Origin of the sequence: Bradyrhizobium sp. AUGA SZCCT0431 (genome assembly GCF_018131065.1) — a bacterium.
In the GTDB taxonomy this organism is placed as follows: Bacteria; Pseudomonadota; Alphaproteobacteria; order Rhizobiales; family Xanthobacteraceae; genus Bradyrhizobium.
Window position 1 is genome coordinate 36,352 of record NZ_JAFCLR010000043.1, and the last position, 23,987, is coordinate 60,338.

14 protein-coding genes are annotated in these 23,987 nt (G+C 61.8%); 5 read left to right on the top strand and 9 right to left on the bottom strand.

What is annotated here, in order from left to right:
* Nucleotides 1-154 precede the first annotated feature (154 nt).
* Nucleotides 155-2,383, bottom strand: coding sequence for a CHASE2 domain-containing protein (locus JQ567_RS31065; RefSeq protein ID WP_212442358.1), 2,229 nt, complete (start codon nucleotides 2,381-2,383; stop codon nucleotides 155-157).
* A gap of 154 nt (nucleotides 2,384-2,537) precedes the next feature.
* Between JQ567_RS31065 and JQ567_RS31070 the strand changes: the two genes are divergently transcribed.
* Nucleotides 2,538-3,707: a M48 family metallopeptidase gene (locus tag JQ567_RS31070; protein ID WP_212442359.1), complete on the top strand. Its 1,170-nt coding sequence runs from the start codon at nucleotides 2,538-2,540 to the stop codon at nucleotides 3,705-3,707.
* A 12-nt stretch (nucleotides 3,708-3,719) separates the two neighbouring features.
* Here the strand turns inward: JQ567_RS31070 and JQ567_RS31075 are convergent, their stop codons facing one another.
* The gene (locus tag JQ567_RS31075) at nucleotides 3,720-8,876 is read right to left on the bottom strand and encodes a VCBS domain-containing protein (protein WP_212442360.1); all 5,157 of its coding nucleotides are present in this window, start codon (nucleotides 8,874-8,876) and stop codon (nucleotides 3,720-3,722) included.
* A 618-nt stretch (nucleotides 8,877-9,494) separates the two neighbouring features.
* Here JQ567_RS31075 and JQ567_RS31080 point away from each other — a divergent pair.
* Both JQ567_RS31080 and JQ567_RS31085 read left to right on the top strand, forming a co-directional pair.
* The gene (locus JQ567_RS31080) at nucleotides 9,495-10,313 is read left to right on the top strand and encodes a transglutaminase-like cysteine peptidase (RefSeq protein WP_212442361.1); all 819 of its coding nucleotides are present in this window, start codon (nucleotides 9,495-9,497) and stop codon (nucleotides 10,311-10,313) included.
* A 430-nt stretch (nucleotides 10,314-10,743) separates the two neighbouring features.
* The gene (locus JQ567_RS31085) at nucleotides 10,744-12,855 is read left to right on the top strand and encodes a PQQ-dependent dehydrogenase, methanol/ethanol family (RefSeq protein WP_409363644.1); all 2,112 of its coding nucleotides are present in this window, start codon (nucleotides 10,744-10,746) and stop codon (nucleotides 12,853-12,855) included.
* A gap of 656 nt (nucleotides 12,856-13,511) precedes the next feature.
* On the opposite strand, the gene JQ567_RS31090 is transcribed toward JQ567_RS31085, so the two are convergent.
* The 6 genes from JQ567_RS31090 to JQ567_RS31115 all read right to left on the bottom strand — a co-directional run bounded on the left by JQ567_RS31090 (nucleotide 13,512) and on the right by JQ567_RS31115 (nucleotide 20,341).
* The gene (locus JQ567_RS31090) at nucleotides 13,512-14,711 is read right to left on the bottom strand and encodes an ABC transporter substrate-binding protein (RefSeq protein WP_212442363.1); all 1,200 of its coding nucleotides are present in this window, start codon (nucleotides 14,709-14,711) and stop codon (nucleotides 13,512-13,514) included.
* A gap of 91 nt (nucleotides 14,712-14,802) precedes the next feature.
* Nucleotides 14,803-16,641: a long-chain fatty acid--CoA ligase gene (locus tag JQ567_RS31095; protein WP_212442364.1), complete on the bottom strand. Its 1,839-nt coding sequence runs from the start codon at nucleotides 16,639-16,641 to the stop codon at nucleotides 14,803-14,805.
* 119 nt (nucleotides 16,642-16,760) lie between these two features.
* Nucleotides 16,761-17,540 (bottom strand): ABC transporter ATP-binding protein, encoded by a 780-nt coding sequence (locus tag JQ567_RS31100; RefSeq protein WP_212442365.1) that lies wholly within the window; start codon nucleotides 17,538-17,540, stop codon nucleotides 16,761-16,763.
* Between the two features lie 10 nt (nucleotides 17,541-17,550).
* Nucleotides 17,551-18,309, bottom strand: a complete 759-nt coding sequence (locus JQ567_RS31105; protein WP_212038740.1) for an ABC transporter ATP-binding protein — start codon at nucleotides 18,307-18,309, stop codon at nucleotides 17,551-17,553.
* On the bottom strand, nucleotides 18,306-19,457 hold the full coding sequence (locus JQ567_RS31110; protein ID WP_212442366.1) for a branched-chain amino acid ABC transporter permease: 1,152 nt from the start codon (nucleotides 19,455-19,457) through the stop codon (nucleotides 18,306-18,308). Before JQ567_RS31110 ends, JQ567_RS31105 begins: the two co-directional genes overlap by 4 nt.
* Before the next feature lie 8 nt (nucleotides 19,458-19,465).
* Entirely contained in the window at nucleotides 19,466-20,341 is an 876-nt protein-coding gene (locus JQ567_RS31115) for a branched-chain amino acid ABC transporter permease (protein WP_212391770.1), read from the bottom strand.
* A gap of 314 nt (nucleotides 20,342-20,655) precedes the next feature.
* Between JQ567_RS31115 and JQ567_RS31120 the strand changes: the two genes are divergently transcribed.
* Together JQ567_RS31120 and JQ567_RS31125 are read left to right on the top strand one after the other, a co-directional pair.
* Nucleotides 20,656-21,405: an ABC transporter ATP-binding protein gene (locus tag JQ567_RS31120; RefSeq protein WP_212442367.1), complete on the top strand. Its 750-nt coding sequence runs from the start codon at nucleotides 20,656-20,658 to the stop codon at nucleotides 21,403-21,405.
* Entirely contained in the window at nucleotides 21,402-22,925 is a 1,524-nt protein-coding gene (locus JQ567_RS31125; protein ID WP_212442368.1) for a permease, read from the top strand. The genes JQ567_RS31120 and JQ567_RS31125 overlap by 4 nt, the downstream gene beginning before the upstream one ends.
* Before the next feature lie 3 nt (nucleotides 22,926-22,928).
* Here the strand turns inward: JQ567_RS31125 and JQ567_RS31130 are convergent, their stop codons facing one another.
* Nucleotides 22,929-23,915, bottom strand: coding sequence for a tripartite tricarboxylate transporter substrate binding protein (locus tag JQ567_RS31130; RefSeq protein ID WP_212442369.1), 987 nt, complete (start codon nucleotides 23,913-23,915; stop codon nucleotides 22,929-22,931).
* Nucleotides 23,916-23,987 lie beyond the last annotated feature (72 nt).

Sequence of the window (23,987 nt, forward strand, 5' to 3'; positions counted from 1 at the left end):
TAGTTGTCGTCCCGGCGAAGGCCGGGACCCATAACCACAGGCATTCGTGGTTATGCGCAAGTCGTCGAACGTCGTTCTTCAAAGGATGGGCCGCTGCGTATGGGTCCCCCGATGCGCAATTGCGCATCTGAGCTCAAGGCCGGGACGACAGAAGCTACTTCGTCAGCAGCGCGAACGCGCCGTTCCAGTCTTCCGGCGGCGGGGCTTGCTCGAAGTTGCGAATTCGCGCTTCGTACAGATTGAACAACAGCTCGAGCGACCGCACCTCGTCGGTGCGGCGGCCGCGTTCGATCGCCGCCAGCGCGCCTTCCCAGTCGCGGCCGCGATAGCAGGCCAGCATCTCGATGGTCAGGTTGCGCAAGCGCTGGAAACGGCCGGACTGCGCGGTGTCCTCCCGCCCGGCGATCGCGTAGATCACCTCTGGCTCCTTCTTGCCCTTCACCATGATGAAGTCGAGTTCGAGGATCGCGAACTTGTCCTTGACCGCGAGCGCGGTTTTCGAGCCGACGATGATCGGGAAGCCGTATTCCTTGGATTGGCCCTCCAGCCGTGAGGCCAGATTGACGCTGTCGCCGAACACCGAATAGTCGAACCGCATGTCCGATCCCATGTTGCCGACCACGCAGGTTCCGGTATTGAGCCCGACGCCGACATTGAGCGGAATGAACGGGCGGCCCTCTTCCTCGGCTTCCTCCATCCGCTCCTGATTGAGTTCGTCGACACGCTCCAGCATATCGAGCGCCGCCTCGCAGGCGTTGATCTGGTGATCCTTGTCGTCGAGCGGCGCGTTCCAGAACGCCATGATGGCGTCACCCATGTATTTGTCGATGGTGCCCTTGCGGTGGAGGATGGCGTTGGTCAGCGGCGTCAGGAAGCGGTTCATCAGCGCGGTGAGGCCCTGCGGGTCTCGCTTGTAGGTCTCCGAGATCGAGGTGAAGCCACGCATGTCGGAGAACATGATGGTCATCTCGCGCTCCTCGCCGCCGAGCACGAGCTTTTCCGGCGACTGCGCCAGCTGGGCGACCAGCGCGGGCGACATATACTGGGAGAACGCGTTACGGATCTGTTTGCGCTGCTGCTGCTCCCGGACGAAACTCGAGAAGATCAGCGTGAGATAGATCGACGTCGTCGATATCAAGGGATAGGTGAAATCGATCAGCAGCCGATGCTGCGAATAGAAATACCAGGACGATCCGATCAGCGCGGTGGCAAACGCCGCACCGAGGGCAACCAGCGTGACCGGTCCGAACAGGGGCGCGAACGCGATCACCAGCAATCCGAACAAAACCGCGGTGCCGAATTCGATCGAGATGCCGTAGATCGGCTGCGAGATCACCTCCCCGGTCAGCGCGGTCTCGAGCACCTGGGCGTGGATTTCCACGCCGGGCATGGCGCGCGACACCGGCGTGGTCTTGATATCGTTGAGACCGACGGCCGAGGTGCCGATCAATACCAGTTTGCCGGCGATCTTCTCGGGCGCAACGGTCTTTTCCAGCACGTTGATTGCCGGGACATAGAGCGTCGCATCGTGCCGGGCGTAATGGACCCAAAGCTGGCCATTGCCGTCGGTCGGCAGCTGAAAGCCCTTGATGCCGAGGCTCTTGATGCCAGCCTTTTCGGCCTTGATCAGGATCGTGCCCGAACCGGTGGCGACCCGCAGCATCTCGAAACTCAGCGAGGGCATGGTCTGGCCCTGTGCCTGCATGATCATCGGCACCCGCCGCACGATGCCGTCGCGTTCGGGCCGGATGGTGAAGAGTCCGCGTCCGGCGGCGGCGTGTTCCAGCACCTTGGTGTTGCGCAGCAGGCCCGGGAATTCGAACATGAAGCGCTGCGGCTCCTCGCCGAGCATCGCAAGCCCGGTCACCGGAAGCGTCTTGTCGAGCACACCGAGTTCTTCCGGCAAACCCGATTCACCCAGCACCACGCGCGAGGCGCGGATGGCGTCGGCGAAAACCTGGTCGTTGCTCGGCAGCGCGCGCAGCCGGCTGCGGGTTTCCTCGTCGAGATTACGGAAGCTATCGGCGACGAATTCCGGGTTGAGCCGGTCGGGCTCCGAAAACACCACGTCGAAGGCGATCACGACGGCGCCGAGATTGGTCAGCTCCGTTACCAGATCCGCAAGCCGCGTCCGCGGCCACGGCCACTGTCCGAGCTTTTCCAGGCTCTTGTCGTCGATATCGACGATGGTGACCGGGCGTGCGGTCTTCTTCCGAGGGTCGACGCGCTGGAAGGCGTCGAAGGTTCGAACGCGGATCTCCTCGACCGGAGCCGGGTCAAGCACGCGCAGCGCGGCAAACCCGATCAGCAGCGCAACGCACGCCAGCCGGGCATAGCCAAAGCGCCGCTTGAACCACCGCCAAAATACTCTCAGCCGCTTCATGCTGCTTCGGTATCACGGTCAGGCAGATTGTTCCAACGGGTTGCGCCCTCGCGCCGCGGCATTATGGGACCCCGACGCTTCCAAAGGGCTGCGCTCGCCCGCTTTCCCGGCGGGCCATGGCTGGCTATGGTGGCATGGAGGACAAACTAGATTGATGAAACCAGACACTGCAGGCGGGACCCTTCGGCCGCCGCCACGGCCTCACGATCCTGTTCGCGCGCTGCTGCGGGCCGGCAAAAACGACGCCGCGATCGTTCATTTATGCGCAGTTATCCTCACCCATCCCCACGATCTGGCCGCGAAGGAATTGCTGTTCGACGCCTTTTTCCAGAAGCGACAATGGCAGCCGGCGCTGGTGCTGGCCGAGGAACTGGCTCGCCGCCAGCCGGATAGTCCGCGATTACAGAAAGGCCTGATCGCCACGCTCTCGAACATGAAACGCTACGAGGAGACCATCGAGAAGGCCTCGCATTACGTCGCGCGGCACGGCGAGGACCTGACCATCCTCGACACGCTCAAGGTCGCCAATTTCCACACCGGCAAGACGGCGGAGGCGATCCGGCACGGACAGCGGGCGCTCGATCTGCGGGACGCGGAAGCCCGCCGCAATCCGCTTCCCTTCGCGCTGAAGGCGCCGCAAGGGCCGCCTGCCGGCGACAACGTCCTTTCCTTTTCGCTGTGGGGCACGACACCCTTTTATAGCTACGGCGCCATGATCAACCTGGTGCTGAGTCGCACGGTGTATCCCGCCTGGCGTTGCCGGTTTTATGTCGATGACACCGTGCCGCCCCCCTGCATTGCGTTCCTGCGCGACAATGGCGCCGAGCTGCGCAACATGGCGGACGAGTATCCCGGCGTCGGACTGTTCCAGCGCTTCCTGGTCATGAACGATTCCACGGTCGGACGGTTTCTGGTACGCGACTGCGATGCGCGGATATCGGAGGCCGAGGCCGATTTGGTCCGACAATGGATCGACAGCGACCTGCCGTTCCACGTCGCCCGCGACCATGTCATGCACAATGAACTCATGATGGGCGGCATGTGGGCCGGCCGGACCGATTGCGGCATCGATGTCGTCGAACTGATGCGCCGCTATTTCGTCGCCGGGCCTACGGCAAAATATGGCCACGACCAGCGCATGCTCGGCCTGATGCTGTGGCCCTTGATCCGCAACCATTGCCTGGTTCACGACAAATATTATGCTGTGCCGGACGTAGCGACCATCAAGCTGCAGGATCCGAAAAGCAAGGTTGGCGCGGGTTATCAGAACGCGGCGACGGTGCGGGAGGAGGCTGAGCGGCTCGGGATTCCACGGCTGCTGTAAGCGCCTGCGCGATCAGACGATGTGGCCGGGATGAAGGATGAAGTCGTTGGCCGTGAGGCTCGTGATCTGGAGATCGACGCCCTTCAACAGGATGCTGTCATCGCCCAGCTTCAACAGGGTGTCGCCGGCATTGGTCGTCACGTTACTGGAAGCAAGCCAGTCAGCGATGTTGTCGGCATCGACCGTTGCGAAAAACGCCCTGAGGTCGATGTGGTCCTGCCCCGGCGTGAAGTCCGTGATCGTGTCGTCGCCGTCACCAACCCGGAACACGAACTGATCCGCGCCCGCGCCACCGGTCAGCGCATCGGTATTGCCGGTCGCGAAGATAACATCCTTCCCGTCCGTACCGGTCAGCTCGACATTGCCTTCGCCAGTCACGTTGAAGATGAAATTGACCGTGTCGGAATGACCCAAGCCATCGGTCACGGTGAAGGTGACGGAGTCCGTCTCCGGCTGATCGATCTCGCCGGCATAGTAAGTGATGCCGTCGTGCAGCGTCGTGTTGATATCCGAGAAATAGCCTGAGCTCGACGACGGATCGACGCTGCTTTGCGCGGGCGCGCCCGTCGTTGCGTGAAGCGCGAAGCCGTCGTCGCCCGTGGCGTCGGTATCGGTGACGTAGAGCCCGGCAACCGTCGTTGTAAGGCCTTCCTGGGAGATGGTGAACAGGTCCGTTTGGATCACGGGCGCCGCCCCTGCACTCTCAGGCACCGTCACATGCGCTTCGAAATAGTCGCTGTCGTGCCCACCATGGGCGGTGCCGCCGCCATCATGCAGCGTGAACGCCACCGTGCGGGTGCCGGCGGCCGGGTTCCCGGTCGAATTCGAGAACTTGATCGCCTCCGTCAACGCGGCAACGGCCGCATCGCCGGCATCGGCATTGAGCGTCACCAAGAGGCTGTTGTAGTCGTAATTCGTCAGCGTCCCGATCTCGATCGCATCGGCACCGCCAATGCCGTCGGCATCATACATCACGGTGGTGCCGCTCGCGACGATGAGCGAGATATGATCGCTGGCGATCGATAGCGTGTCGCCGTCGTGGCTTCCGTCGATCACCGTCGCCGTCAGCGTTCCGCCGGCATAGTTGTCGCTGTCGATGTCGCTTACGGCAACGCCGCTGCCCACAATCGCGACCGGAGCGTCGCCGGCATGGTAGGTCGAGTCCAGATACGTATTCGAATACGCCGGCGCGTCGTTGGTGCCGTTGATGGTGACGACGATATTCTCGCTCGCCGTGCCGTCGGCCGACGTCACCGCCAGCGTGTCGGTTACGTGGTCGTCCTGGCCCAGCGACTGAACCTTGGAGCTGTCGACCTGGTACGTCCAGCCGCCCGTGCCGCTGTCAAACGTGAAGGTACCGTAGGTGCCGGTGAGCGCGCTCGGCGCAACCGCCGCAAAATGAGCTTCGCCGCTGTCGGCATCGTGGACCGTCAGCACGCCGCTGACGGTATCGAGGGGCACGACTTCGCCGCTGTTGATCGTGGTGGTCGCATCCTCCACCAGGCTTCCGGTCGAATCGCCGCTGATCGTCGCGGTATCGTTGGTGCCGGTGATGGTGACCACGATGTCCTCGTGCGTGGTGCCGTCGGCCGACGTCACCGTCAGCGTGTCGGTTACGTGGACGCCGTCGCCCAGCGACTGAACCTTGGAGCTGTCGACCTGGTAGGCCCAGCCGCCCGTGCCGCTGTCAAACGTGAAGGTGCCGTAGGTGCCGGTGAGCGCGCCCGGATCAACCGCCCCGAAATGACCTTCGCCGTGGTCAACATCGTGGACCGTCAGCATGCCGCTGACGGTATCGAGGGGCACGACTTCGCCGCTGTTGATCGTGGTGGTCGCATCCTCCACCAGACTGCCGGTCGAATCGCCATCGATCGTCGCGGCGTCGTTGGCGCCCGTGATGGTGAACGTGATCGGCTGGGTCGAGGCGACGTTATGCTCGTCGGATACGGTGATGTCGTAGGTGACTGTCAGTGTTTCGCCATAGGCCAGGAAATCGAAAGCGCTATCGACCGCGCTGTAGCTGAAATCAACCGAGCCGAGGCCGGTGCCGGTGCTGTCGTTGCTGCCGTTCAGGGTCAGCGTCAGCGCACTCGCCGCCGTCAGCATGCCCTCCTGGGCGAAAGACAACGTATCATTGCTCGAATTCAGCCAGCCAAATTCCAGCTTGGAACTGACAGCCGCATGCGTGTCGCTCAGATCGACGTCGCGAAACGCCAGCGAGCCCGTGGCGATGTGCACAGTGGAATCGCCGGTGACATCAGCCTGTTCGGCGATCGCGTGCAACGCCGTCCCGGCGTCGCCGGAAACATCTGCGGCGACTTCCGGCGCGTCGTTACTGCCGTTGACGGTGACGACAACGTTCTGTGTCGTGATGCCGCCATGATGGTCGTCGATCTTCACCGTGTAGGTCAGATTGACCCACTCGCCATCGGCGAGATAGTCGAAATAATGATCCGACGCCGAGAACGACCAGTCCTGTGTGCCGGTCACGCCGCCGGTGGAATCGACCAGCGTATCGAGCGACAGCCAGCCGAGTTGCAGGCCATAGCTATAACCGGCAAGGCCGGTGGTCACGCCTGATGCGCTGACACCGGTGATGGTCACGTCGTGGGTATCGCTCCAATCGGCATCGGCGAACTGTATCGTGCCATAGGCCTCATCCGGCGCGGCCGAATCGTGCGTGTCGACAAGTTCCGTGGTCGTACCGACCAGCGGACCGCCCGTGATCGCAGGTGTATCGTTGGTGCCGGTGATGGTGATGGTGATGGGTTTCGTAACCACCCCGCCATGGCCGTCGTCGATGGTCGCGGTATAGGTCAGCGTCAGGATTTCGTCGACCGCGAGGAAGTCGAACTTGCCGTCGGCGACGCTGTAGGACCAGCTCGCCGAACCATTATGGGTGTTGCCCGGCGTCTGCGTCACACCCAGCGTCACGGCCACGTCGGCCAGTTGCTGCGCCGTCAGCGACCGCGCGCTTTGGGAAGCGTCGATGTAGGCGTAGGAAGTATAGGCCGCGCTCGCCACCGGACGGTCAGTCAAATCGACGTCGGTGAAGGTGATCGTGCCTGATGCCGTATCCGGCGTCGGCGATCCCGTTGGATTTGGCTGAGCCGGGTTCGACAGTTCGTCGAACGCGCCGTCCGTCGTCGCGATGGTGGGGACGTCGTTGGTGCCGATCACGGTGACGTCGGCGCCGTTGATCGAGATGCTGACCGGCGTGTACACCACGCCGCCATGGCCGTCGTCGACCTTGATGACGTAGTTGAGGATCAGCGTCTCGCCCTTGGCGAGGAAATCGAAGGCATGGTCGGCGATGCTGTAGGTCCAGGTCGCCGAACCGTTATGGCCGTTTCCGCCCCCTTGTACCACTTTCAAGGGAACCTTGACGGTCGCAATCGCGTCCAGTTGCGCCTGCGTCAGCGTCGCGGTGACGTTATGCCCCTGCGCGTCGAGATATCGGAACGGCTCGTTGGTCGAGAGCGCCGCACTCACCACCGGACGGTCGGTCAAATCGGTGTCGGTAAAGGTGACGGTGCCCGAGATCGTATCGATGGTGGTATTGCCGGTGCCGTCCCGCTCGATGACGGTGCCGCCGCTGGTGGCAACGGTCGGCGCGTCATTGGTGCCGGTTATCGTGATGGTGAAGGTCTTGAACGTGATCTCGTTGTTCGCCGCGAAATTATTGTCGACCCGCGCCAGATAGGTCAGCGTCAGGGTCTCGCCGGCGGCCAGGAAGTCGAAGGCGCCGTCCGGGACGCTGTAGGTCCAGGTCGCCGTGCCGCGGTTTTTCTGGTTGGGATCCTGCACCACGATAAGCGGCACTTCTACCGCCTTGATCGCGGCTATCTGCTCGGCCGTCAGCGTTGCGGTGACGTCACTGTGCTGCGCGTTCTCATACTTGAACGAGGCAAAACTCGCCTGGGCGGTCGGCACGTCGCCCGGATTGAGGTCGGAATACTCGATCGCGCCGGTCAATGTATCTTGCGCGGCACTGCCGGTCAGGCCTGCGCGCTCGGTGAAAGCCGCATTGGAGGTGACGACGTCAGGCTTCCCCGGAATGTGGTCGCCCGATTTGACGGTCGTGGGGGTGGTCGTAACGAGGGGAGCGTCCGTAACCTGGGTGAATTTTAACGTGACGAGGGCGTCTTGCAAGCTCGCCGTTCTGACGAAATCCGTAATAGGAACCGGCGTATCGGTGAACCGGTGCAGCTGCTGAGGATTGTTCAGGTCGGTGAATTTCAGCTGGAAGACATCGGAGATGATCTTCTGCGCATCGGGCGACAGCTGCACGGAGGAGAGAAAATTGACCGTGCCCTGGCCGCTGACGATGGTCTGCGTTCCGGCCTGATTGACGGTCGCGATCGGCGTCATCGTGGTCTTGTCGAACAGGATGTAGGAGCCGGTGGTGCCGTCGGGTTCGACCAGGACCTGGAATTTCGCCGGCGGCGCGCCACCCTGGCCCGGCACCACGAAATCGATTTCGACCAGCACCGCGGTGCCGCGGATGCCCATGGTCGCAACCGGCGTGTCGACCTTCATGTCGCCCTTCTTGGCGGTCGCGCCGGCGACGAACGAGATGGTGCCCTGCACCAGGCTGATCAGCGACGAATTGTTCGACCCGTTCGGGTCGTAGATCATTTCGTTCAGCACCATCTTGGCGTTCGATGCGAGACCGAACACGCTGCCGTCGATGAAGGTGATGCCGAGCGTCGAATCGGAACCGGACTGGACCACGTCGCCTTTGTTGACGTTGTCACCATTGTTCAGAATGATCGAAACGCCGTTGCGGATCGCGGTCGCGGTGCCGACCAGCTTGGTGACATGGCCGATGACCTGGGCCACGCTCGGGCTGCCGTCGGCCTGCGCCAGCTGGGTGTGACCGGTCAGCGCGTTGACAATATTGCCGGTCAGATGGGCGCCATCGGGTGATGCCAGGGCTGCGCGCTTCTCGCCCTTGAAATAGTCATGCAGCACGAGCTCGCGGCCGTCGCCTGATAGAACGAGGTCGACACCCGCGCGCTTGAAATCGCCGGTGAAGAGCAAATGGGCGTCTGGAACGATAATGGCGCCCGACGGCGCATGCGTGGAAACACTGTCGACCTGGAGGTGCCCACCCAGGAGGTGAGCGCCGTGGCCGTCAGGCAGCACGTCGGTAAATTTACCGGCCAAAGTCAAATGAGCCCCGCCGCCGCTAAGGTTAATACAAATACAATATTCAAAGATCTAAGCTTGCATATCACGGATGGTCTTCTACGGAACCATCCATTTTTTGTGCAGTTTGCTTAGGTTAGAGCCGTTTTCCAGATCAGTCTTCTGTTTTTTCTCAAGCTGATCTAGTACTCCTCTGCCATACACGGAGGAATACATAGTTAAGCTTGAGCACCAGGGAGATTAGTTGAGGTATTCGCAGTAAAACGTCTTCGATTTATACATACCAATTCTCTTCCCCCGTATAACCCCGGCATATGATGCGATTTTCCAAGTCAAAACTGTGACTTGGCTTACAACTCACGCGAATCTGACCAGATTAGTCATATTAACCTGAAAACAACGATAACGCACGGTTAAGCACCATCCCATGGATAGGGCAGTCACGGCTCCACAAAGGTTCGATAAAATTTTCGAGAAACCGGCGAGACTAATTTTAAGCTGTTTTGCGCTTTCCAGCCTGAAATCGTCGGTTTTAAGCAGATCAAAAGCCCACCTACCCACTATGCCCCCAGCGAAATGATCCGGTCACGAGTAGGTTAGCGAGCCTGCCGATAATGCCCGGACTAGGGGTGTCAGATGGCGATCTCAAATTATCCGCGTGCGTTGCGCGCAGCCTTCCTCGCGTGCGGCCTGTCCATAAGCGGCTTGGCCTGGTTCGGACCGGCGGCCGCCGGAACGCTGCTGTCACCTGGCGCTGCGGTCCTGATCAAGAAATCCGTCGAGCCGTTCGGCCAACCCACCGCCATGCTTTTCGACGGCGGATTGCACGAGAAATGGCAGCGCATACAGCGCCGCCTTGAGGACGAAATGGTGCAGCTCGCGCTGTGCGAGGGCGACCGCGAAGGCTGCGTCTCTCCAGCGGCGCTGCAATTCCTCGCGATCGTCGATGCCGCCAAGCTCCGCGAGGGCCGCGCCCGGCTCGGCGAGATCAACCGCGCCGTCAACCTTGCGGTCAAGCCGATGAGCGACCTCGCACAATATGGCGAACTCGACGTCTGGGCCTCGCCGCTCGCGACGCTGACGCGGGGCGGCGACTGCGAGGATTACGCGATTGCGAAATTCGTGGCGTTGCGCCTGGCCGGCATTGCGCCCGGCGATCTGCGAATCGTGATCATGCGCGACACCATTCACGGCGGGGACCATGCCGTTGCCGCGGCGCGGCTGGACGGGCGCTGGCTGACGCTCGATAACCGCCGCATGGCGATGGTTGAGGATTCCGACATCCGGAATTACCGGCCCACCTTCGTGATCGATCAGCACAGCGTCATGCGATACACCGATGCGCCCCTGCTCACCGCCGCATCCGGCAATCCCGAAGCGCCGGTCGTCATCAGCGCGCTGGCAGCGCCCGGCCTTGTCGCGCCTGCCAATCAGGTTCCGACGAAAGCCGATTGACAGCAATCCGGCCGCAATTTCATCCGCGGCGACGATTGAGCAACTGAGTGCCGCTTCACGCCTCGCTGCAGCCGACCGGACTGGACGTCGCGCCGCGCGATCCATGATCGCGCATCTGGAATATCGGATACAAGGCGTCCCGCAATTTTCATTGCGTGATCAACGAGAGTCATCATGCCATGCTGCAGTGCAGCCGGAACGCACGCTGCATTCTGTTTGGCGAAAGCATGACGATACAAATTTTCTCTTTTTCTTTTCGCGCTCGCGCTTGATTGACGCCGTCATTCTCACCGGCATACCATCCCGACAGATCCGCTAGAGATCATTGGAGGGGACTAGGATGACGCGTTCGCCGTGCGGTGACTCTGTTTGCCGTTTTTTTCCTGAAAGCTTTTCCAATTTGCATCGGCCGGTTCGCCTTGCGCTGGCGATCGGGTTTGGGCTGGCGATCTCCTCCGCGGCGGCGCTCGCGCAAAGTCCCGCCAAGGGATCGCCGGAGCACATCAAGGCCGTCACCTCGGCAGTCGACGGCGCCTCGATCAAGGCCAACACCGCGACATCGAACGACTGGCCGACCATCGGCCTCGACTATGCGGAAACGCGCTTTTCCAAGCTGAACCAGATCAACACCGACAACGTCAAGAAGCTCGGCCTGGTGTGGAGCTATCCGCTCGAATCCTCCCGCGGTGTCGAGGCAACCCCGGTGGTCGTCGATGGCATCATGTACCAGACCGCCTCCTGGAGCGTGGTGCACGCGATCGACGCCCGAACTGGCAAGAGACTCTGGACCTTCGATCCCGGCATTGACAAGGAGAAGGGCTACAAGGGCTGTTGCGACGTCGTCAATCGCGGCGTGGCGCTCTGGAAGGGCAAGGTTTTCCTCGGTGCCTATGACGGCCGCCTGATCGCGCTCGACGCCGTCACCGGCAAGGTTGTCTGGGAAAAGGACACCATCGTCAGCAAGGAGCACTCCTACACCATCACCGGCGCGCCGCGCGTATTCAACGGCAAGGTCGTGATCGGCAATGGCGGCGCCGAATATGGCGCGCGCGGCTACATCACCGCCTATGACGCCGAGACCGGCAACCAGGCCTGGCGCTGGTTCACGGTGCCCGGCGATCCCTCAAAGCCGTTCGAAGATGAATCGATGGCGGCAGCCGCCAAGACCTGGGATCCGGCCGGGAAATACTGGCTCAACGGCGGCGGCGGAACGGCGTGGGACACCATCACCTTCGATCCCGACCTGAACATGGTCTATGTCGGCACCGGCAACGGCTCGCCATGGAATCGGGACATCCGCAGCCCATCCGGCGGTGACAATCTCTATTTGGCGTCACTGGTGGCGCTGAATGCCGACACCGGCAAGTACGTCTGGCACTATCAGGAAACCCCCGGCGATCATTGGGATTACACATCGACGCAGCCGATGATCCTGGCGGACATCAACATCGATGGCGCGCCAAGGAAGGTCATTCTTCATGCGCCGAAGAACGGCTTCTTCTTCGTCGTCGACCGCACCAACGGCAAGTTCATCTCGGCCAAGAACTTCGTCGATGTGAACTGGGCGACCGGTTACGACGCCAATGGTCGACCGATCGAAGTGCCGGCGGCGCGCGGGCGAGAACAATATGACAGCATTCCCGGCCCGTACGGCGCCCACAACTGGCACCCGATGTCGTTCAATCCGCAGACCGGCCTCGTCTATCTGCCGGCGCAGAACATTCCGGTGAATCTGACGCCGGAAAAGACCTTCAAGCACAATGCGCAGGAGCCGGGCAAATTCGCGTCCGCTGCGGGCTGGAATGTCGGCTTCATGCTGAATGCGACGCCGCCGAAATCAGCACCGTTCGGCCGGTTGATCGCCTGGGACCCGGTGAAGCAGAAGGAAGCCTGGCGCGCCGAATATGTCTCGCCATGGAACGGCGGCACGCTGACCACCGCGGGCAATCTGGTTTTCCAGGGCACTGCTGACGGTCGCTTCATCGCCTACAACGCCACGTCAGGCGAAAAGCTCTGGGAGTCGCCGACCGGCACCGGCGTGGTCGCGGCGGCCTCGACCTACATGCTCGATGGCAAGCAATATGTGTCGATCGCGGTCGGCTGGGGCGGCGTGTACGGGATTGCGATGCGCGCCACCGAGTTGCAGAGCCCGGGCACGGTCTACACCTTTGCGGTCGACGGCAAGGCGCCGTTGCCGGCCTTCGTGAAGTATCAGACCGAAGGCCTGCTCGCCGGCGTCAAGTACGACCCGAAGGACGTGCCGGACGGTACCGCGCTCTACGTCACCGCCTGCGCCCAGTGCCACGGCGTGCCCGGCATAGACAAGGGCGGCAATGTCCGTAACCTCGGCTATGTTCCGAAGGAGACGATCGAGAACCTGAAGGACTTCGTGTTCAAGGGTCCGTTCCGCGACCAGGGCATGCCTGACTTCACCGGCAAGCTGACCGAGGCCGACGTGACGAAGATCGCAGCCTTCATCCAGGGCACGGCGGATGCAATCCGGCCGAAGCCCGCCGAAGCCGCGGGACAGCCGAAGCAGTAACGAAGCGGCTTCAAGCCGAATAAGGAAGGGCTGCGCGAGATGATCGCGCAGCCCTTTGTTTTTCTCGTTAGGACGAGAGCATTACTGACAGGCTCGACCGTTCACGTCGCAGTAAGGCTCGAACTTTCCGTCCCGCGCGCGGCTCATCCAGGATTCTACTCCCGCAGGAAAATACCGAACCATAGTCACGATCTGATCCCCGCTCGATGGATTCATCCAAACAAATCCATACGTCCTCTCTCGCGATTTGATTCGTTGCGGACCCTTGAATTCATCTGGATCCAACCGACGACGTTCGCATTCACTGAGGAAGCCTTGCTTGGCTTCGTCCCGCGCGCTCGCTTCGGTACTCGTGGCGAAAATCACTACTTCGTGCGCTGCCAACCCGAGCACAACGGAAGCCAGCACTCCTAGAACCGATAACAATATCCGAACTGATCGCGTCATCGTGCTTCAATACCGTGGCCGCTCTAGCGAATCATTACCTTTCATGGCCGGGCTTGTCCCGGCCATCCACGTCTTCTTTCTGAAGTCGCCAAGACGTGGATGCCCGGGACAAGCCCGGGCATGACGGAGATAGCCGCCAACAAAAGAGAAGGGCTGCGCGAGACAATCGCGCAGCCCTTTGCCGTTTGGAAGAAGAAGGTGAGCCTTCCTCAGAACATCAGGCCTTCCTTCACCAACACCCAGCGGCCGTTCTTGACCTGCTGGACCTGGGTGATGGTGGTGGCGAGATGGTTGGTTTTCGAGAACACGGTCGGCGGCGAACTGAAGATATCCTGGAACTTGTCGCCGGACTCCAGCGCATCGAGCATCTTCTGGCCGGAGAGGTCCTTGCCGGCCTTGTTGGCATAATGCGCGAACGTCATCACCGCATTGTAGCCAATGATCGCCTGGGTGTTGGCGTCGGTGCCGAACATTTTCTTGTAGTTGACGAGCCAGTCCTTCACTTTTCCCTTCGCGGTGTCCTCGTAGGGAATTTCGAAGCCTGAGGCGGCATACAGCCCTTCCACCGCTTCCTTGCCGAGCGCCGGCACTTCAAGCACGTTGGTTGGGGTGGCGCCGAGGAACGTCACGTCCCATCCGAGCTTCTTGGCTTCGCCCATCGCACCGATGGTCTCGCGGAGCACCGTGCCGAGCACCACCATATCGCAGCCGTCAGATTTCATTTTGGCGACCTGCGCACTGAAGTCGGAAGCGCCGCGCTTGTAGCTGGTCACCGATGCCGGCGTCAGCTTCATCGCGGCGACCTGCTGGTTGAAGCCATCGAGCACGTTTTTGCCGTACTCGTCGTCCTGATGCATGATGCAGGGCTTCTTGAAGCTCTTGTTCTCGATCATGTATTTGACGGCAGCGCGGGTGCTCTCGACATAGGGCAGCAGATTATTGAACTTCAGCCGTTCCTGCGGCTTGGCCGGGTCGAACTTGTAGGTGAATTCGGCCGCGGTCAGCGGAAACAGCTGCAACACGCCGGCATCGAACAGAATGTCCTGCGAGGCGAGCACGGTGGGCGAGCCCATCGGTCCGACCATCGCGAACACCTTGTCACGCTCCACCATCTTCTGCGACGCCAGCACCGCACGCTTCGGATCGTAGCCGGAGTCTTCCAGGACCAACTTGATCTTGCGCCCGTGAACGCCGCCGGCGCCGTTGACTTCCTCGACCGCCATCTTCATTCCGTTGGAAACCGGAACGCCCCAGCCCTTGATCGGGCCGGACAGATCCTGATGGGTGCCGATGACGATCTCGCTCGCCGAGACGCCTTCATTGGTGACTTTGGTTTGGGCGTGGGCCGGCAAATGGGTCAGCGCGAGGGCGCTCACCGCAAGGCACAACGCCCTAGACGATTTCGACATTGCAGTCTCCTCTTCGTTGGCCCGTGTTGAGCGAAGGGTGGGGCCTTCTTGTCCTTCGCCGTTTCTACAAATTTTGCTCAAAGTTCGTCCGTTACGCCACCGCCCGTTCGCCGTACATGGCGCCGATCTCGGCCGCGTAACGCTTGTTCACAAAACTGCGCTTCAATTTCATGGTCGGCGTCAATTCCTCATCCTCGGGCGTCAGCTGACGCTCGATCAGGAAAAATTTCTTGATGGTCTCGACCCGCGCGAAGTTGACGTTGACCGCCTCGATCTCGCGCTGGATCAGGTCCTGGATCTCGGGTGCACGGCACAGGCTCGCGTAGTTGGTAAAGGGAATGTCGTGGTCCTGCGCGAACTTCTCGACATTCTCCTGGTCGATCATGATGAGACAGGTGAGGTACGGCCGCTTGTCGCCGATCACCACCGCGTCCGAGACGTAGGGCGAGAACTTCAGCTGGTTCTCGATCTCGGACGGCGTGATGTTCTTGCCGCCCGAGGTGATGATGATGTCCTTCATCCGGTCCGTGATCCTGACGAAACCCTCATTGTCGATCGAACCGACGTCGCCGGTGTGCAGCCAGCCTTTGGCGTCGATGGTCTCGGCGGTCTTTTCCGGCTGGTTGAGATAACCCATGAACAGGAAGTCGCCCTTGATCAGGATTTCGCCTTGCGGGGAAATCGCGACCTCGCCCCAGGGCGCGGCCTTGCCGACTGAACCCAGCTTCATGCGGTCGGGCGGCATCACGGTGGCCACGCCGCAATTCTCGGTCTGGCCGTAGACCTCGCGCATGTCGATGCCGAGTGCGAGATACCAGCGGATCAGATCCGGCGCGATCGGCGCAGCCCCAGTGAAGGCCAGACGGCAGCGATCGAGCCCGAGCATGCGGCGGATGTTGCGGAACACCAGCCAATAGGCGAACTGATTGGCGATCCGCAAGGTCAGCGGCGGCGTTTTACCCTCGAGCTTGCTCTCGGTCACGCGATTGCCGATTCCCAGCGCCTGGCGGTACATCCAGTTCTGGAACGGCGTCGCGTCCTTGAGTGCAATCGTGATCCCGGAGTAGAATTTTTCCCAGATCCGCGGCACCGCCAGGAACGCGGTCGGCTGCACTTCGCGCAGATTGTCCGGCACGGTTTCCGGGCTTTCGGCGAAATTCATCACCGATCCCAGCGCCAGCGAAATGTAATAGCCACCTATCCGCTCGGCGACGTGGCAGAGCGGCAGGAACACCAGCCGCTCTTCGGCGTCGGTGGAGGGGAACAGATCGTTGGCGTGGCGCATCTGGTGCGTGACGCTGCGGTTGGAATGCATCGCGCCCTTGGGCGGACCGGTCGTGCCGGATGTGTAGACGAGGATGGCCAGATCGCCCGCGCCACGGCTTGCGATCATCGCATCCCACAGCGCCGGATCGTCGTGACTGTGGTTGCGCCCGAAGGCGGTGAATTCGGCCAGCGACATCACCATCGGGTCGCTGAAGCCAGAGAGGCCCTCCATGTCGAACACGACGATCTTCTGCAAGGTCGGGCAGCGCTCGCGGCACGACAGGATCTTGTCGAGCTGCTCTTCATCCTCGGCGAAGATCACTCGTGTCGAGGAATCGTTGATGAGGTATTCGACCTGGACCGACGAGTCGGTTGGATAGATCCCGGATGAGACGCCGCCGGCGCAGAGGATGCCCATGTCGGCATACACCCACTCGGGGACCGCGTTCGAGATGATCGAGGCGACATCGCCGGTCTTGAAGCCGGTGGCATGCAAGGCGTAGGCGATATCCTTCGATATCTGCAGCCACTGCCGCCAGCTGGTCGGCTGCCAGATACCGAACGTCTTTTCGCGGATCGCCGGCCGGTCGCCGCGCGTTTCCGCGGCCAGCAAAAAACTCTTCGCGATCGTGTCGGCGACCGTCAGCACTGCCGGTCTGGCCATGCGTCTTCCTCCCTCTCTCGCCTGCGTCCGACGCCGGTCTTGTCAGCCGGTCTTGTTTTCGAAGCAGGCTCGAATTTAGCTCCAAATCACTAGGAACGCCAAGGTCTTAACTGCGTCGTTTAGCGCCATGTCTTCTTCTTTTTCCAGCGTCGCTCACCGCGAGCGCCCTCTTCCTTGGCGCCGAGATAGAATTCCTGGATGTCCTTTGAATGCATCAGCCGCTCGCAGCTGTCGTTCATGACGACCCGGCCGATTTCCAGCACATAGCCGTAATGCGCCGTCTCCAGCGCCACCTTGGCGTTCTGCTCGACCAGCAGGATCGACATGCCCTGCTCTTCGTTGACGCGCTTGATGATGGTGAAAATCTCCTTCACCAGGATCGGCGACAGCCCGAGCGAGGGTTCGTCCAGCAGCAACAGCGTCGGCCGGTTCATCAATGCACGCCCGATCGCCAGCATCTGCTGTTCGCCGCCGGAGAGCTGTCCGGCCGGCTGGTTGATCCGCTCTCTCAACCGCGGAAAATAACCGTAGACCCGATCGAGGTCCTCAGCGACGCCGGCGCGATCCTTACGCGGATAGGCGCCCATCATCAGGTTTTCGCGCACGGAGAGGAACGGGAACACTTCGCGCCCCTCCGGCACGTGGCTTAGGCCCAGCCGCACGATCTTGTCGGCTTCCACGCGCTGGATCGATTTGCCCAGAAATTCGATCGTGCCCTTCTGCGGATCGAGGATGCCGGAAATGGTTTTCAGAACGGTGGTCTTGCCGGCGCCGTTGGCGCCAAGCAGTGTGACGATCTTGCCACGCGGCACTTCGAGGCTGATACCCCTGATCGCCTGAATCGGCCCGTAATAGCTCTCGATATTGCTGAGCTTCAGGATGATGTCGGGAGCGCTCATGGCAACATCCTCATGCACCCAAGTAGGCGGCGACGACGTCGGGATGGCGCTGCACTTCGCTGGGCGAACCCATCGCGATCACCTTGCCGTAGTTCAGTGCGATCACCCGGTCCGACACCCGGTTCACCAGCGACATGTCGTGTTCGACCATCAGCACGGTGATGCCGAGGTCGGTCTTCAGGTCGCGGATCCAGAACGACATGTCGCCGGTCTCCTCGACATTCAGCCCGGAGGACGGCTCGTCGAGCAGGATCAGCTTCGGCTCCGAGCACAGCGCGCGCGCGAGCTCGATCACCTTGCGGACGCCATAGGGCAGCCCCGAGATCAGCTTGTCGCGATAGACTTCGAGGTCGAGGAACTCGATCACCTGCTCGACGCGGCGGCGATGCGCCTTTTCGTGGGCGCGCACGCTCGGCAGGAACAGCAACTCCTGCCACAGCTGCGTGGTGGAGTGGCGGTGCCGGCCGACCAAGAGATTGCTCAGCATCGTCGCGTTCTCGAACAATTCGATGTTCTGGAAGGTGCGGGCAATGCCGAGGCCGGCAATTTCGTAAGCCGGCTGCTGGGTGATGTCCTGATCCTCGAAGTAGATCTTGCCCGAGGTCGGCGGGTAAATGCGCGATATCAGATTGAAGATCGAGCTCTTCCCGGCGCCGTTGGGACCGATGATCGAAAGAATTTCGCCCTTCTCCACCGCGAAGCTGACGGCATCGACCGCCTTGAGGCCACCGAAGTGCAAGGACAGGTCCTCGGCCCGGAAATAGCTCATCGGTTCCGCTCCGACTTCACATAGATTTTCTGCCGCTTGAAAGTGGCGCGCTTGTAGAGCGGGAACAGCTGGAAGAAGAGCTTTATCTTCAGCCAGCGTCCGTAGAGGCCAAGCGGCTCGAACAGCACGAACAGCACGATGATCAGGCCGTAGATCGCGCCCTTGAGGCCGTTGGCGGAAGCGATGGCGGCGGCCTTGTCCTGAATCTGAGACGCACTCTCCTTGCCCGCGCCAAACGTCGAGGCGACGCCCGCGATCATGCCGGGCAAGTCGTCCTTCAGATAGGTCAGGAGCGGATCGATCATGACCAGGAAGATCGCGCCCAGCACCGCGCCGTGCAGACTGAACGAGCCGCCGATCAGGATCACGATGATGAACTCGATCGAGAGCAGCAGCGTGAACATTTCCGGGCTGATGAACGACAGCTTGTGCGCGAACAGGCAGCCTGCGAACCCGGTGATCGCGGCGCTGATCGCAAACGACTTCACCTTGTAGAGCGACACGTTGATGCCCATGCTGCGCGCCGCCGTCTCGCTGTCACGGATCGCGACGAAGGCGCGGCCGGTCGGTGAACGCAAGAGGTTCAGGGTGCCGACGATGGTCAGGATCAGGAAACCCAGACAAAGGAAATAGAAGCTCGGGCTATCGCGCGATATCGCCATGCCGAACAACTGCATGGTCTTGACGCGCATGCCCTCATTGCCATGGGTCACGCTTTCCCAGCGCGCCAGGATTTCCTCGACGATGAAGGCAAAGGAAATTGTCGCAATGACGAGATAGATGCCCTGCAGCCGCAGCGCCGGGAATCCGACCAGCGCGCCGACCACGCCGGTCAGCAGGCCTGCGGCCAGGAAATATACCGGAAACGGGACGTTGTATTGCTGCAGGAAGGCCGCCGTATAGGCGCCGATGGCGAGGAAGGCGGCGTGGCCCAGCGACGCCTGCCCGGTAAAGCCGGTCAGGATCATCAGCCCGACACCGACGGTGGCGTAGATGCAGACGAACACCAGCTGGCTGACGATATAGCTGGACAGCACAAACGGTGCGACCGCCAGCAGTGCCAGCAGCACGCCGTAGGTGACCAGATAGCCGCTGTGCGGCATCAGCCGGATGTCGTCTTCGTAGTCGGTCTTGAAGAGAAAACGCATCGCGGCCCCTAAACCTTCTTGCGTGTGTGCACGCCGAACAGGCCTTCGGGCTTGAGCAGCAACACCACGAGGAGAACGAGGTAAGGCGCGACGTCTTTCCAACCTTGCGGCAGATAGAAGCCGGCCATGCTCTCAATCACGCCGATCAGGACGCCACCGACCACCGCACCTGGAATCGATCCGAAGCCGCCGAGCACCGCGGCGGGAAACGCCTTCAATCCCAGCACCAGCCCGACGTTGGAATGAATGAAGGTGATCGGCGCCAGCAACACGCCGGCGGCGGTAGCGACCGCAGCGCTGATCGCCCAGACGATTGACACCACCCGCTTGACCGGAATGCCCATGTAATAGGCAGCCAGCATGTTCTCGGAACTGGCGCGCATCGCGGTGCCGAGCGTGGTGCGGTTGAAAAACAGATAGAGCAACCCGCAAAGGATGACGGTCGCGGCGATCACCGAGAGCTTGTCGTGGGCCAGCACCAGCGAACCGATCCGCAACACGCCCTGGCTGAACGGCGTCTCGATCTTGAGATCGTCGGTGCCCCAGATCATACCGGCGATGGAGCGCAGAAAGTATCCGAGCCCGATCGTCGCCATGATGATGGAAAACTGGGGATAGCCGAGGATCGGACGCACCACCACGCGTTCGGCCAGCATGCCAAACAGCGCCATGCAGATGACGGCGCCGGCGAATCCGAGCCAGTAATTGAGGCCGAGCATACCGATGAAAGTGAAGGCGAAGAAACCGCCCAGCATCATCAAATCGCCCTGAGCGAAATTGACGACCTCGGTGGCCTTGTACACCAGCACGAAGCCGAGCGCGATCAGGCCGTAAACGCAGCCAAGTGCGATGCCACTCACCAGTTGCTGAACGAAGTCCAGCATTGATTCCCCTCCCCCGGATGCCCCGCGATTCTACGGATCGCCTTAACGCATCCTGCCTTCGCGCTCTTGTGTCGAAGCGCTGAAAGCCACATATGTCCGTCCCCATTGAGACCAAAGCGCCGACGACTGTCAACAGAGCGCTGGTTGCGGCCTGCGTTAACAATTGCGCAGAAATGCCGCAGGGCGGAAGTGGCCTTCGAAGGGGCCTTGGAAGCCTTCATATCGGCGCGATTTGGGGTCTTCGATTCACCGCACCGAAAGTTCTTGGGTCCATGGTTCGCGGCGACACATGAAACCCGGACCGTCCCGACCTCATGAACCCCGATGTATCAGCGCTGCAGGTGCGAGGGTTAACGAAGCGTTTTGACCGCCCTGCGGTCGATGCGCTGGATCTCACCGTCCACCGCGGCGAATTCTACGCCCTGCTCGGCCCCAACGGTGCCGGCAAGACCACGACGTTGCGCATGGTGGCCGGCCTGCTGCGGCCCGACGCCGGCGCTGTCTCTATATTAGGCATCGATGCGCTCGCCGATCCCGTCGCCGCCAAACAGATCATGGCGTGGGTGTCGGACGAGCCGATGATTTATGACAAGCTGACGCCACTGGAATATCTCGAATTCGTTGCCGGCCTCTGGGGCGTCGATGCATCGATTGCCGAATCCTCCGCGCAGGATCTGCTGGTGTCGCTCGGGCTCCAGCCGCATCTGCACGAACGATGCGAAGGATTTTCGAAAGGCATGCGCCAGAAGGTGGCGCTGGCCGGTGCACTGGTCCATGACCCCCGCCTGATCATCCTCGATGAACCGCTCACCGGCCTCGACGCGCTCTCCGCGCGTCACGTCAAGGGATTGCTGCAGGCACGCGTCCGCGCCGGCTGCACCGTGATCATGACGACGCATATTCTCGAAGTCGCCGAGCGGATGGCCGACCGGATCGGCGTCATCGCCGCGGGAAAACTGGTGGCCGAGGGCACGCTCACCGAATTGCGCCAGCAGAACGGCCGCAACGACACCAGCCTCGAAGACATGTTCATTGCACTCGTCGACACCGACGCGGCCGCATGAGTTCGGCCGCCGATCTCACCTGGTTTGCCCGGCACGAAATCCGGCTGGCGTGGCGCGAATGGCTCGCCATGATGACGGGCGCGCGGCGAAAACGAACACGCGCCGTGATCGGGCTGCTCGTGCTCGCCGCCTTCCTGCATCTGCCGGCCTATGCGGTGATCGGCCGCTTTGCCGATCTGCAAGCCCCGCTCGACAAGCCGACGCTGATCGTCATGTCAGCAACGATCTTCCTGGCCTGGGCCCTGATGTTGTCGCAGGCGATCGAATCGGTGACGCGGGTGTTCTATGCGCGCGCCGACCTCGATTTGATCATGTCGTCACCGGTCAGGCTGACCAACATCTTCTCGGTGCGGATCGCGGCAATCGCGCTCTCGGTCACGGCCATGGCGCTGCTGTTGTCGAGCCCCTTTGTCGACGTTCTCATGATCGGCGGCGGCATCCGGTGGTTCTCGGCTTTTGGCGTCGTCATCGCCATTGGCCTATCGGCCGCGGCGGTTGCGATTGCGATCACGGTATTAATGTTTCGGTTGATCGGTCCGAGCCGGACGCGGCTCGCTGCGCAAATTCTTGCCGCCGTTATCGGCGCGGGTTTTGTCATCGCGCTCCAGGTCGCCGCGATCCTCTCCTACGGCACGCTGTCGCGGTTCACGGTGCTGACGTCGGACGCCGCCGCGGCCTATGCCCCCGATTTCGACAGCCCGCTGTGGTGGCCGGCGCGCGCTGCGATCGGGGACGGCGAAATGCTCTCGCTTCTGCTGGCCGGCAGCCTCGTGCTGCTCGGCGGCGTGATGGCGGTCTTCTCGCCGAAATTTGCCGGCACCGTCGTCAGCGCTTCGGCAACAGCAACGACGATCCGTCGCGGGTCGCGCGCAACCTCGTTTCGCCGCGGTTCGCGGCAGGCCGCGCTGCGCTGGAAGGAGTTCATGCTGCTGCGGCGTGATCCCTGGCTGGTGTCGCAGAGCCTGATGCAATTGCTTTATCTGGTGCCGCCGGCGCTGATGCTGTGGCGCAGCTTCTCCGATAGTTCGGCCGCGACCGTGCTGATCACGCCCGTGATCGTGATGGCCGCCGGCCAGCTCGCCGGCGGTCTCGCCTGGCTGACGATTTCAGGCGAGGACGCGGCAGATCTGGTCGCGACCGCGCCGATGCCGCCCGGCAGCGTGATCCGGGCCAAGGTCGAGGTGGTGATGATCGCGATCGGCGTCATCTTCGCTCCCTTGGTGGCTGCACTGGCCTTGGCCTCACCCGTACAGGCAGCGGTCACAGCCATCTTCGTCGTCATCGCCACCGTGTCGGCGGCCGCGATCCAGCTGTGGTTTCGCGTCCAGGCCAAACGCAGCCAGTTTCGCCGCCGCCAGACCTCGTCACGCATCGCGACATTTGCCGAAGCGTTCTGCTCGATCGGATGGGCGGCGACCGCGATCCTCGCCGTCACAATCCCGATTGCCGCCGTCATCAGTGGCGCCATGACTGCGCTGATGCTGGCCGGGACGTGGAAGATCAGCCCGCGAAGGGATTGATGGCTACTGCTTCTCCAGCTTCGCCCGCTCGATCACGTCGCCCCAGCGCTTGATCTCCTTTTCAATGAACGGGATCATCTCGGCCTTTTGCAGCAGCATCGGGCGGGTGCCGACTTTTTCGAAATGGGTGCGAACGCGTTCCGACGTCAGCGCGGCGTGCGCTGCCGCCGCCAGCCGGTCGACGATCGGCGCCGGTGTTCCCGCCGGCACCATGATGCTCGACCAGCTCTGCGTCGTCATCTCCTTCAGGCCGAGTTCAACCATGGTCGGCGCATTCGGAAACGCGCGCAGACGTTCCGGCGCGGTGGTAGCCAGCACCTTGAGCTTGCCTGCTTCGACATGCGGCCCGACCGAAACGGGATAATCGAACATCACATCGAGGCGGCCGGCGATCAGGTCGTTCAGCGCGGGCGCGCTGCCTTTGTAGGGCACGTGCAGCATCTCGATGCCGGTCACGGTCTTGAAAAGTTCGGCAACCAGATGTGTCGCGGTGCCGACGCCCGACGAGCTGAAGGTCACCTTGCCCGGATTCGCTTTGGCATAGGCGATGAACTCCGGCACTGAATTGTACGGCGCGCCCTCAAAGGCCACGAACAGGTTCGGGCTTTCGCCGACCAGGTGCACCGGCGCAAAACTCTTCAGCGGATCGTAGGACAGTTCCTTCCGCAGCGTGACATTGGCCGCCATGGTGCCCTGTGTGCCGTAGATCATTGTGTAGCCATCGGGCTTGGCGCGCGCCACCTGCTCGGTGCCGACCGTGCCGCCGGCGCCGCCGCGGTTATCGATCAGCACGGATTGGCCGAGCGTCTTTGCCATCTCCTCGGCGACAATGCGGGAGGTCGTGTCGGTGATTCCGCCCGGCGCGAACGGCACGACCCAGGTGATCGGGCGGGTCGGGAATTCCTCGGCGAGGACTTTGACGATCGAGGCCGGCGCGATCGCGCAGATCGAGGCGAGCCATATCGCGAGCACGACAAAACGCTTCGCCATCGAATTCCGCCCCGTGAAAATTATTCTGCTTTTGCAGCAGGATAGAAGTTTTCGACAGATGTGGCCATGCGG

Excerpts from the sequence above, each read along its gene's own strand:
- JQ567_RS31130 (WP_212442369.1), bottom strand. The coding sequence starts at position 23,915 with ATGGCGAAGCGTTTTGTCGTGCTCGCGATATGGCTCGCCTCGATCTGC.
- JQ567_RS31100 (WP_212442365.1), bottom strand. The coding sequence starts at position 17,540 with ATGAGCGCTCCCGACATCATCCTGAAGCTCAGCAATATCGAGAGCTAT.
- JQ567_RS31115 (WP_212391770.1), bottom strand. The coding sequence starts at position 20,341 with ATGCTGGACTTCGTTCAGCAACTGGTGAGTGGCATCGCACTTGGCTGC.
- JQ567_RS31105 (WP_212038740.1), bottom strand. The coding sequence starts at position 18,309 with ATGAGCTATTTCCGGGCCGAGGACCTGTCCTTGCACTTCGGTGGCCTC.
- JQ567_RS31095 (WP_212442364.1), bottom strand. The coding sequence starts at position 16,641 with ATGGCCAGACCGGCAGTGCTGACGGTCGCCGACACGATCGCGAAGAGT.
- JQ567_RS31065 (WP_212442358.1), bottom strand. The coding sequence starts at position 2,383 with ATGAAGCGGCTGAGAGTATTTTGGCGGTGGTTCAAGCGGCGCTTTGGC.
- JQ567_RS31090 (WP_212442363.1), bottom strand. The coding sequence starts at position 14,711 with ATGTCGAAATCGTCTAGGGCGTTGTGCCTTGCGGTGAGCGCCCTCGCG.
- JQ567_RS31070 (WP_212442359.1), top strand. The coding sequence starts at position 2,538 with ATGAAACCAGACACTGCAGGCGGGACCCTTCGGCCGCCGCCACGGCCT.
- JQ567_RS31110 (WP_212442366.1), bottom strand. The coding sequence starts at position 19,457 with ATGCGTTTTCTCTTCAAGACCGACTACGAAGACGACATCCGGCTGATG.
- JQ567_RS31125 (WP_212442368.1), top strand. The coding sequence starts at position 21,402 with ATGAGTTCGGCCGCCGATCTCACCTGGTTTGCCCGGCACGAAATCCGG.
- JQ567_RS31080 (WP_212442361.1), top strand. The coding sequence starts at position 9,495 with ATGGCGATCTCAAATTATCCGCGTGCGTTGCGCGCAGCCTTCCTCGCG.
- JQ567_RS31120 (WP_212442367.1), top strand. The coding sequence starts at position 20,656 with ATGAACCCCGATGTATCAGCGCTGCAGGTGCGAGGGTTAACGAAGCGT.